The sequence below is a fragment of the Sedimentitalea sp. genome, assembly GCF_039973035.1.
In the GTDB taxonomy this organism is placed as follows: domain Bacteria; phylum Pseudomonadota; class Alphaproteobacteria; order Rhodobacterales; family Rhodobacteraceae; genus Sedimentitalea.
Genome location: NZ_JBDWLR010000081.1, coordinates 1 through 9,666, shown reverse-complemented (window position 1 = coordinate 9,666; position 9,666 = coordinate 1). Strand labels below are relative to the sequence as shown.

Sequence of the window (9,666 nt, the reverse complement as noted above, 5' to 3'; positions counted from 1 at the left end):
CCGCGGCACCCTAACCGGAAACCGTCCAAAGAGAGTATCGATCACCCGGGTCCGATAATCGTGAATGGGCATGGTACGACCGCAGCAAGGGCAGCTAAGGCTCGCGTCAGAGATTTCCTCAATTTGATGCTGGATAATGGCCAAATGAAGTTGGGCGAGAAGCGTCTTGCTGTGCTCAAGTTTGAGCCCCAAATCACCGTGATACCGGCCAGGAAGATTGAAACTAATGATCTGCTGCTTTCGCTTTTTCCCAGCCTCAGTCGTAGTTTCCACATTAATTCCTACGTCCATGCCAGCCTCCAAGTGTTCAAAAACTCAAAGACCTTAGCAGAACACCCCCAAGTTTTGCCCACTCTCGATCAACTCCGCGCGATTCGAAATCCCTGGCTAGCTGAGGCCGGAGGCTCATTGCACCTGTAATTGCCCGGTGCGCAGAATCGTGGTCTGATGCCAAGCTAACAGGCGGAGCATCCAGCAGCCTGATCAGGACATCGTTCAATGCCAGCCAAGCGATGAGAACACAGCTCAGGTCGTCGGGCGGGACAGGCGCGAGTATCAAATCCCTTGCTGCGATCCCAACCAGTGTCGGCCGGATTGCGCAACCGGCGCGAACGCCCGCGATCTAGTCCACCCTGCTAATCAGGGCAGATCAACATGGCAGGGGTCATGCCGTGAGCCAAACGTCGAGCTTGGCAACATCAGGCAAGCCGCCCGCGTGGACAAGCTTGCCGTCCACCGAGATGCCCGGCGTGGACATCACACCTGCCATTGCAATGGATTTCGCATCGGTGACCTTCAAGACCTCGACCTCCACGCCCAACCGCGATGCCGCGTCCTTGATCATGGCTTCGGTCGCTTCGCAGCGTTTGCAGCCGGGGCCGTAGACATTGACTGTTTTCATGTTCGAGTATCCTTCTTGCGATAGACCGAGACTTGGAAATTCTGGACATTGCCCTTGGGCGTCCGGTGGGCATGGCGCTCTGCGTGGACCGGAGTCAGCAGGTCCGGGATCAGGCTGTCGATCTGCCCTGCAAGCGTTTCGGGCGAATATCGCAGCACAGGGAGATTGGAGCAACGCTCCGGCCCCGTGAGATCGAATGTGGTTATGGCTGCGACGCCGCCTGGCCGCAGGCTCGCCCCCAGCGTTTCGAGGTAGTGCCGCTGATCTAACGGGTCCGTCAGAAAATGAAAGACAGCACGATCAAACCAGAGATCGTAGGCCCGGTCGGGCGTCCAGGCACAGATATCCGCCACTATCAGCGAGACACCAACGGTATGCGAACCCAGCCGCGCCCGCGTGATTTCCAACGCCTCCGAGGACAGATCAAGGACTGTCATCGCTCCCAGACCTTCGTCCAGCACATGATCGACAAGACGAGATGTACCGCCGCCGACGTCGATCATCACCCCACCTCGCGGCAAATGTTGGCGAACGAGCCGTAGCGAGACCACAGCCACATCTTCGAACCAGGTCAGCGTGTTCTCGTCCCGAGCCAGATAGGCGGTATCCCAATGCTTGCCGATATCCATGCCGCGCACCTCTCTTACAGCAGGGAGTTGAACAGAAAGCCGGTGGCGAGGATACCCGATGCGACGACAGCGATGAAGATCGCGATCAGCCGGTAGGTCAGTACTTGCTTGAGAATAATCATTTCCGGCAAGCTCAGCGCAATCACTGACATCATGAATGCAAGCGTCGTGCCAAGCGCAGCCCCCTTGCCCAGCAGTGCCTCGACAATGGGGATCACTCCAGCAGCATTCGTATACATGGGCACGCCCACGGCGACAGCCGCCGGAACCGACCACCAGGTCTCACCGCCCATGATCCGCAGCATCATCTCCTCGGGAACATAGCCGTGAATGGCGGCACCGATGCCTATGCCGACCAGCACCCAGATCCAGACCTTGCCGACGATTTCGCGCACTTGTTCCACCCCGACCTTGAGCCGGTCGACGAGCGTCAGCCGCTCTTCGGGAAGGTCGCCGACGGTCCCGGCGTTCAGTTCGCGGACCCAGTCCTGCAGATACCGCTCCAGTCCCATGCGACCCAGCACGAACCCTGCCACGGTCGCGATCGTAAAACCGAAGACAAGGTAAATCGTGGCGATCTGCCAGCCGACAAGGCCGTAGAGCAGCCCCAGCCCGACCGGACCCACCAAAGGTCCTGCAATGAGGAACGAAAAGGTGACGCCAAGTGGAATCCCCGCCGAGACGAACCCAATGAACAGTGGCACTGACGAGCAGGAGCAGAACGGCGTCAACACGCCCAGAAGGGACGCGAGCGGATAGCCCCAGATCTCGCGTTTGCCCGCGAGGATTGCACGGGTCTTTTCTGGTGAAAACCAGCTCCGCAACACGCCGGTGACAAAGACGATGCCAGTTAGCAGCAGCAGCACCTTGGGCACATCATAAACGAAGAAGGCGATGGCCTCCCCAGTATGGCTGTCACGCGCCACGGGAAACAGCGCTGTCACCCATTCCGCGATTGGGATCAGCTGGCCATACAATAGATACAGTAACACGCCCGCGATGGGCACACCCACATACCAAAGCCAGTCGGGCAAATCGTGTTGCGTGGCGGGATCATGCGTTTGAGCGCTCATGCGACCTTCCTTTCAGGTTCTGTTTCCAAAGCCAGGACCGCGTCGAGCACCTTGGCGAGTTCTGGTGGGAGGTCAGGGTTCAGACGATACCGCACCCATTGCGCGTCTCGTCGATCCACCACCAATCCCGCCTGCTTCAAAACCTGCATGTGGCGCGACATTCGGCTTTGCGTCGCGCCGAGCTTTTTCATCAACTCGCAAACACAGTGCTCAGTGTCGTCACCAAGCAACTGCATCGCCTTGAACCGCGTAGGCTCGGCCAGTGCCGATAGGACTGTGAGAATCATGGGGCCTCCTGCTTTTGCGCATTGGCGCATACACACAGATGCAGCGCTTTGATCTTGGTCAATCCATGTTTAGAATTCTGGCATAGTCCTTGCGGTTGTATCGCGCCCGGTCCGACCGCTAGGAGCGGCACGACATGTGCCCATCCGAACGCCAGCGCCAGAGCGGCCTCGGCAAGCAGCAACACGGACGCGGCGTCCCGGGGGCGATCCTTCAGAACCGTCTGCAGGACCGTCGTCGCCCGCACGAGAGGCGATCCTTGCCCAGCATCCATCCGTGTCGCGATCTTCGGGCTCGACGGTCGGCAGCGCCCATTCCAGCGTCTTGAATGAAACCGGCCACTCCACCACATGGCGCTTGGACAAGTAGACCTCCCCGGCCGGGCCCAGATGCTCGCCGGGCTGCAGGCAGGCAATTGCTTCGTGCAGATCCCCTACCCTTTCCGACCATCCGGTCAGGGCGACACACGTCTCAGCCACCGGCAATGCCAGTCGCTCCCGAAGCAGGACCCGGGGCAGCCTCTATTCGGCCCACCACAAGTTGCAAGTTGCCGAGCGCGGCGTCCGACAAAAACACCACATCTTCAGGAGTTTCGGTTCGCGCAGAGGTGACCCATGGGGGCATGCGGGGTAGGGTGTCGAAGTCGTCAGCAGCATAGTTCATACCACAAGGCCACCCAACCGCGGCGCTTTCCGCTACCAGTTTGCGCATAGACCGCTTCACCCTGCCCCTCTTTCTTACATCCAATAAGTTTGCATTATCGGACAATATGAAATTGAGCCCCGCAGATACAGATACGGCTCATTTTCGCGGCTCATGGCTGGAACCTCGCCCTTTCAACTCGCCCTTTCAAGTAGAAGTCCGACAAGGTCGACAGATGTCCATGAGGTTCCCTGACAGTACTTTCACGACAGAGCTAAACGGATTTCATGAGACAGGAACCACAGTCCGGAGACCTCACCATCCAGCCTATTCTATCGACGACTCAAGTGATCCGGTAACGAAAATAATGTGTCAACACTGCAAGAGCGATACAGCAATGAGCATGCAGTTGCCCTGTCCGCTCGGTCAGTAGGATTGATCGCCGCATGTCAGACTTTTCCTAGGAACATACGCATCGCGGGTTCAAACCGGATCACAAGTTGCCACCCTGCCCGTAGATTTTTTGCGGACTGCCGGACAAGGCGATTGTATTCCTGAGATCTGCTGACGGTCTTCGGCGATCGCGACAACAGTGGCTGAATGGAAGTCCTATATGATGGCGCTGTTCTCGAACCATTCGCTGCAAACGCCAGTTCGGCGGAAGTCAACGAGCGCATTCTCCAGTAACATCTCGCCCACACCTTTGTCGAAATGACCCGCCGCTACCAGCGTCGTAGGAACCCGTTTCGGGTCAACCTCACCAATGCCGGCCTCGCCTCAGCACACTCTATAGACCGATTTAGCAACAACCTCGACTTCGCACTATGTATCTGACGGCATCACGCAAGGTGCCACAGGCGCGATGGGACAACTACTTGGCTCGATTGAAACAAACCGCACAGATTTGGGTGTCACATGTGCGACCTCCGCAGTCCGGTATGGCCTACAAAGATGGGCTGTAGATCATCAATGGCTCCCTGCCCCACCATCGCTTTGGGCGCAAAGCATATGTCTGTGACGGATTTCTGCCTGTCGAGTTACTTAGGCACGCTGGGCGCTTAGAACAAATAGCCCCTTCCTTCTGTCGTCGCGACCATCAAAAGAACGGATCCAAAATTTATGCTACAGGCGACCTGCGACCGGTTGAAGCCGATGCGCTAACACCCATCGCATGATGCAAAAGTTAGCAGAAATCTTCGCTCAAATTGCTGCTGGAACGTGTTGAGAGAATTGGCCTTGTGTTGGCTGAAGAAGGCCGTGCGTAAGGGTAAGCTCCCGACCCGAATCCGACAGAATCCAACTGTCGACGACAGACAGAATCCAACTGTCGACGACAGATTGAGTAGCCAAGATCCTCGTTTTTTGCTTGGCTTTGCCTCTTACCCAGCAATTCTCTAAGAAAGTGGCAAGGTACAGACATTACTGACTTTAAACTAATTATTTCAATGGCTTATATCAACATTCACGCTGCAACGCCTATTGATGTTGTGGATAACTTTTACACTATATTTAGATTCTTCTTGCCGGATTCACTGGATCGTGGCATTCCCATCCTGACGGCCAAACGCGTCAGGCACGCTGTGCGCCGTCAGAACGAAAGAGAGCCTTAGCAAAGGCCGAACCTAGGCGGCAGTACATGGATGATCGTAGCGTTGGATACACACCAGGCATAGGCTCTTCTGACATCGGAGCGTTTGCAGATAATCTGGCCGAGTCATTGGATCGCCAGATGAAGATTGCGTTCGAGCCCGAAGAGCGCAAAGCCCTTCGGAGCTTCAGTTCATCAGAGGTAGCAGGTCTGCTGCGTGTCAGCACGTCCAACCTACGCAATCGCCACAAAGACGGCAGCTTTCCCGAAGTTCGCACAGACAGTCGCGGTCACAGAGCATATGAAGCCGAAGAAGTTGATAAACTCCGTGAAATTCTTAGCCGCACCGGAAAGAACGTGGACGCCTACCGGCCCGGACGTCGTAGCGGCGACCGTCTGCAAGTCATTTCGGTCGTCAACTTCAAAGGCGGTTCCTCTAAGACAACAGCGACAATCCACTTGGCGCAGCGCTATGCCTTGCGTGGTTACCGTGTACTCGTTCTGGATCTTGACCCACAGGCAAGTCTGACAACCTTTTTCGGCTTTCGACCTGAACTCGAGTTCGCCGAAGGCGGCACGATCTATGATGCCCTTAAATACCAGGACCAAGTTCCGCTCTCAGAGGTCATACAGAAAACCTATTTTCATAAGCTCGACATGGTTCCGGCCGGATTGATGCTGTCGGAGTACGAGACCGAGACGGCAAATGCGCTCGCAGGTCGAGTACAGCCAATATTTGCTGAACGTCTCGCGTTGGCCTTAGAAGAGGTTGAAGCCGACTATGACATCGTCCTGATCGATTGCCCGCCACAACTAGGCTTTCTCACTTTGACTGCCCTGGCGGCTTCCACTGGCCTTCTGGTGACGGTTGTCCCGGGGATGCTCGACATTGCGTCGATGAGTCAATTTCTGAAGCTCGCATCAGAAACCGTGAAAGCAGTTGAAGAGGCCATTGGGCGGCGTGTTACTTGGGATTTCGTCAAGTTCCTGATTACTAGGTACGAGCCCTCCGACGGCCCCCAAACCCAAATGGCCGGCTATTTGAGATCGATTCTAGCCGGTCAAGTCATGACCGAGCCGATGTTGAAGTCGACAGCAATCTCAGACGCTGGAATGACCCAGCAGACCGTATACGAAGTGGATCCGAGCCAGTTCATCAGAAAAACAATTGATCGCGCCTTGACCAGCGTGAACGGCGTTGCCGACGAGCTGGAGCAAACGATCCAGATGGCATGGGGACGTCGCTGATGGCCCGAAACATTTTTAACCAACCTCCCAAAGACGAACACGACGCGGCACCCCCCTCCCCTGCCCGAGCCAAACCAGCGAAGCTGCCAGGCTCGGTCGGAGGCCTACGTGACTCGCTTCGCGAGATCACCGCCAATTCGATTCGCGACATCGATCCCGCCCAGATCGACATGGATGGCCTAAGAGATCGCTTGATACTGGAAGACAACAGCATCGGCGAGTTGGCCGAGAGCATCCGGAAGCATGGTCAGCAAGTACCAATCATGGTCCGACCCTCCAACCAACCGGACCGATACCGCATTGTCTACGGTCGGCGCAGACTTGCCGCGATCCGAAAGGTTGGTGGCCCGGTTAAGGCAATCGTGCGAACATTGGACGATGACGCCTCGCTGATTGCACAAGGCCAAGAGAACAACCTCCGTTTGGACCCATCGTTTATTGAAAAAGCGATGTTTATTAAAGAGATGCAGGAAGCTGGGTACAAACCTGGTGTTATCCAAGATGCTCTCGGACTGACGAGGCAAGGTGTATCCAACCATCGTGTTGTCATAGAGCAATTGCCCGATCAGCTCATTCACATCATCGGGCCAGCCCACGGTATCGGGCGGCGACAATGGGGTGACTTGGCCATTTTCTCAGAGAAGGCGAATCTCGTAGACATAGCTAGTAGGACAATCGCCGAACTGCCCGAGGGCACCCCCAGCTCCGAAAAATTTAATGCGGTATACACGGCATGCTCAAGCAAAGAGCGAAGCCCAGTAAAGTCGACCGGTGGCAGCAAAACGATGGTTGTCAAAGATGAGAACGGCAGTTGCGTTGGGACACTTTCCATTGATCAAAAGGCAGTCGCCGTCAGAGTCGCCCGAAAAAATAATCCAGAATTCAGCCAGTGGTTCGAAGAGCATGCAGAAGCTGTACTTAAGCAGCTCTTCGACAAATGGCAGAATGAGCGAGGCACGGGACCCTAGCCCCAGCCGGAATCAAAACACGAGCAGAGGAGAACGGCGAAGACCATAAAGAAAAGAGCCCCCCAAAGTTTCCCCTGGAGAGCCCTCATCATCTGATTAGCATCTTTGGTGTAGCAAGCTCCGACAAAACGGTCAAGAGTCACCGATTCGGTGGACGTCCCTTTATTGTCTTTTCTCACATGAAATCGTGGGAAAAGCTTGGGAAGTTGTGGGCCACAATGGTCCAAGTTCACATAACATGGCATTAACAAAACCATCGATCGAAATAGCTGGTGCTTCTACAGCACCCAACTCAACAACATCATCAACGACTGACATCTGGGGCATTTTCAGAGCGCTCAGAGATGCTCGCAGTCTATTTGACCTTCGCCCAAGCCACATTCACACACTCCAAGCGATGCTAAGTTTCTTGAAACCAGGTCACGGTGAAACAGTTTTCGCCTCCAACTACTCGATCTGCCAGCGGGTTGGTGGAATAGATGAGCGCACACTCCGGAGGCACATCAACCGATTTGTCGAGCTCGGTTTCATTACGCGCAATGACAGCTCCAACCGAAAACGCTACCGTGTTCGCTCGTCTAATGGTGAATGCATCAGCTACGGCTTATCACTCGCCCCACTACTCCAACGTGCCAGCGAGCTTGTAGCCCTGGCGCAGGAGATAGAACACAACCGACGCGACCAGATCTTTCTACGTAAACAGATCCTGACAAAATTGGCTCAACTCGAAGAGCTAAATCACAGGAACCCATTCATCCGAGACGCTCGCAAAGCGCTACGCAGAAAATTGAGCCTCTCCGAATATCGTGCTTTACTCGCCGGCACGGACGCAGAATTCGAACTGATTTCCATGGAGCCAGATGCCCCCGAAACAATGACATTGCCCGCCAATGACGGTCAAACTGTCCGGCATCAATCTAAGTCTGAAGAAGAAAGAAAAGATTTAGAAAAGACCCCAGCGGATCCATTGTTGGAACCACAACTGCTGACATCCGTGTGCGATCAAGCGGCATCCTTCACGACCAACAAACTTAGAAATTGGATTGATATTGCAAACCATGCTCGAACTCTCGCACCGATGATGGGTATTCATCCAGGAGCTTTCGAAAAAGCAGCGAATGCCATTGGAGTACGGAAAGCGTCGTGTGCCGTCTTCATCCTGCTTCAATTTGGCGAACGAGTCAGAGACTTTGGTGCATATTTCCACAGCATCACTTTAGGTCAGAGGCAAAGTCAGTTTAATCCTGCTGCACTAATCAAGCGCCTGGCAGTAGCCAGCATACACTCCACTTAACGTCCACCGCGGTGGACATGTATCGCACAAATCTAGACATGGAAGCTGAAAAATGGAATGAGGAAATGATAGGTCACTGAGATCCGGTATGCAACGTGGAAGTGAACTCCGCATTCACCGCAGCTTCTCGATATATAAGCTAGCCATGTCCACCGCGGTGGACATCCAGGCAATCGATCCTATTCAGGCACAACAGGTGTACGGCGACCAGCGCTTCAAAGACAGATCAATCGAGATCCTCTCGCGAGCTTCTAAGGGACAGTTACCATCATACCGGTAGTTCAAAATCGCCGAACAAATTCGGGAAAAGCCGTTCTCGGTAGTTCAATGGGAATGCCAGTCGCACCCGAGTTTTCGGAGATGCGGATATGAGATATCCCGCAGTGGCAGCTTGTTGCATGGGTCAGAATCACCTTGTTGCAGCGGTCAGCGCGTTCGCGGTAGGTTGGATACCTAACAGAGAGCAGCGTGCGAATGCCCCACAAATTCAATGCCGCGCATCGCAACAAATTTCCGGCAGCGAAATACCGCGTCACCAACTGGCCCGAGTACAACGAGGCACTTCGTCGGCGGGGTGATTTGAGCATCTGGTTTGACGAAGAGGCGGTCCGTAAATGGTCGCCCCGCCGACGTATCGGTCGTGGTGGCCAGTGCAGATACTCGGACTTTGCCATCGAGAACTGTCTTGCGCTGAGGCTGGTGTTTCATCAGCCACTGCGGCAGGTGCAGGGGATGGTGCGATCTCTGATGCGGCTGCTGGGCCTGTCTCTGCCGGTGCCGGATTTCTCGACCCTTTCACGCCGGGGCAAAGGTCTACATGTCCTGCAACCTTCGCCAGAAGCGAAAGGGCCGATCACGCTGATCGTGGATAGCACCGGTTTGAGTATCCATCGTGGATCTGGATGGAACGAGACTAAGCATGGGGCGGGAAAGACCCGCAAATCCTGGCGCAAGCTCCATGTCGGGTTGGATCCGGACAGTGGCGAGATCGTCGCTTCACGGCTGACCACCGAACGGATTGGCGATGAAACTGCCCTA

10 protein-coding genes and 2 pseudogenes are annotated in these 9,666 nt (G+C 55.1%); 5 read left to right on the top strand and 7 right to left on the bottom strand.

Going from position 1 to position 9,666, the window contains the following annotated elements; genetic code table 11:
• The 7 genes and pseudogenes from ABJO75_RS19510 to ABJO75_RS19480 all read right to left on the bottom strand — a co-directional run.
• Window positions 1–291 (bottom strand): annotated as a pseudogene (locus ABJO75_RS19510) (ISKra4 family transposase); the annotation flags it as partial.
• A 373-nt stretch (window positions 292–664) separates the two neighbouring features.
• Entirely contained in the window at window positions 665–901 is a 237-nt protein-coding gene (locus tag ABJO75_RS19505) for a thioredoxin family protein (protein ID WP_348134023.1), read from the bottom strand.
• The gene (locus ABJO75_RS19500) at window positions 898–1,530 is read right to left on the bottom strand and encodes a class I SAM-dependent methyltransferase (protein ID WP_348134022.1); all 633 of its coding nucleotides are present in this window, start codon (window positions 1,528–1,530) and stop codon (window positions 898–900) included. The genes ABJO75_RS19505 and ABJO75_RS19500 overlap by 4 nt, the downstream gene beginning before the upstream one ends.
• Window positions 1,531–1,544: 14 nt before the next feature.
• A complete protein-coding gene (locus ABJO75_RS19495) occupies window positions 1,545–2,603 on the bottom strand; it encodes a permease (protein WP_348134020.1) in 1,059 nt (352 codons plus the stop codon).
• A complete protein-coding gene (locus tag ABJO75_RS19490) occupies window positions 2,600–2,890 on the bottom strand; it encodes a metalloregulator ArsR/SmtB family transcription factor (RefSeq protein WP_348134018.1) in 291 nt (96 codons plus the stop codon). Before ABJO75_RS19490 ends, ABJO75_RS19495 begins: the two co-directional genes overlap by 4 nt.
• The gene (locus tag ABJO75_RS19485) at window positions 2,887–3,135 is read right to left on the bottom strand and encodes a hypothetical protein (protein WP_348134016.1); all 249 of its coding nucleotides are present in this window, start codon (window positions 3,133–3,135) and stop codon (window positions 2,887–2,889) included. Before ABJO75_RS19485 ends, ABJO75_RS19490 begins: the two co-directional genes overlap by 4 nt.
• A 224-nt stretch (window positions 3,136–3,359) precedes the next feature.
• Window positions 3,360–3,599, bottom strand: a complete 240-nt coding sequence (locus ABJO75_RS19480) for a hypothetical protein (RefSeq protein ID WP_348134015.1) — start codon at window positions 3,597–3,599, stop codon at window positions 3,360–3,362.
• A gap of 579 nt (window positions 3,600–4,178) precedes the next feature.
• Between ABJO75_RS19480 and ABJO75_RS19475 the strand changes: the two are divergent.
• From ABJO75_RS19475 to ABJO75_RS19455, 5 genes and pseudogenes are all read left to right on the top strand, one after another.
• Window positions 4,179–4,304, top strand: a pseudogene (locus ABJO75_RS19475) (integrase); the annotation flags it as partial.
• A gap of 862 nt (window positions 4,305–5,166) precedes the next feature.
• Window positions 5,167–6,366 carry a plasmid partitioning protein RepA gene (repA, locus tag ABJO75_RS19470; protein ID WP_348134013.1) on the top strand — a complete coding sequence of 400 codons (1,200 nt, stop codon included), beginning with the start codon at window positions 5,167–5,169 and terminating at the stop codon, window positions 6,364–6,366.
• Window positions 6,366–7,334 carry a plasmid partitioning protein RepB gene (repB, locus tag ABJO75_RS19465; protein WP_348134011.1) on the top strand — a complete coding sequence of 323 codons (969 nt, stop codon included), beginning with the start codon at window positions 6,366–6,368 and terminating at the stop codon, window positions 7,332–7,334. Before repA ends, repB begins: the two co-directional genes overlap by 1 nt.
• Before the next feature lie 238 nt (window positions 7,335–7,572).
• Window positions 7,573–8,628, top strand: a complete 1,056-nt coding sequence (gene repC / locus ABJO75_RS19460; protein ID WP_348134009.1) for a plasmid replication protein RepC — start codon at window positions 7,573–7,575, stop codon at window positions 8,626–8,628.
• Window positions 8,629–9,102: 474 nt separating this feature from the next.
• A partial coding sequence (locus ABJO75_RS19455) for an IS5 family transposase (RefSeq protein ID WP_348134007.1) occupies window positions 9,103–9,666 on the top strand: 564 nt, incomplete at its 3' end.

Excerpts from the sequence above, each read along its gene's own strand:
- ABJO75_RS19505 (WP_348134023.1), bottom strand. The coding sequence starts at position 901 with ATGAAAACAGTCAATGTCTACGGCCCCGGCTGCAAACGCTGCGAAGCG.
- ABJO75_RS19500 (WP_348134022.1), bottom strand. The coding sequence starts at position 1,530 with ATGGATATCGGCAAGCATTGGGATACCGCCTATCTGGCTCGGGACGAG.
- ABJO75_RS19495 (WP_348134020.1), bottom strand. The coding sequence starts at position 2,603 with ATGAGCGCTCAAACGCATGATCCCGCCACGCAACACGATTTGCCCGAC.
- ABJO75_RS19490 (WP_348134018.1), bottom strand. The coding sequence starts at position 2,890 with ATGATTCTCACAGTCCTATCGGCACTGGCCGAGCCTACGCGGTTCAAG.
- ABJO75_RS19480 (WP_348134015.1), bottom strand. The coding sequence starts at position 3,599 with ATGCGCAAACTGGTAGCGGAAAGCGCCGCGGTTGGGTGGCCTTGTGGT.
- repA (WP_348134013.1), top strand. The coding sequence starts at position 5,167 with ATGGATGATCGTAGCGTTGGATACACACCAGGCATAGGCTCTTCTGAC.
- repB (WP_348134011.1), top strand. The coding sequence starts at position 6,366 with ATGGCCCGAAACATTTTTAACCAACCTCCCAAAGACGAACACGACGCG.
- repC (WP_348134009.1), top strand. The coding sequence starts at position 7,573 with ATGGCATTAACAAAACCATCGATCGAAATAGCTGGTGCTTCTACAGCA.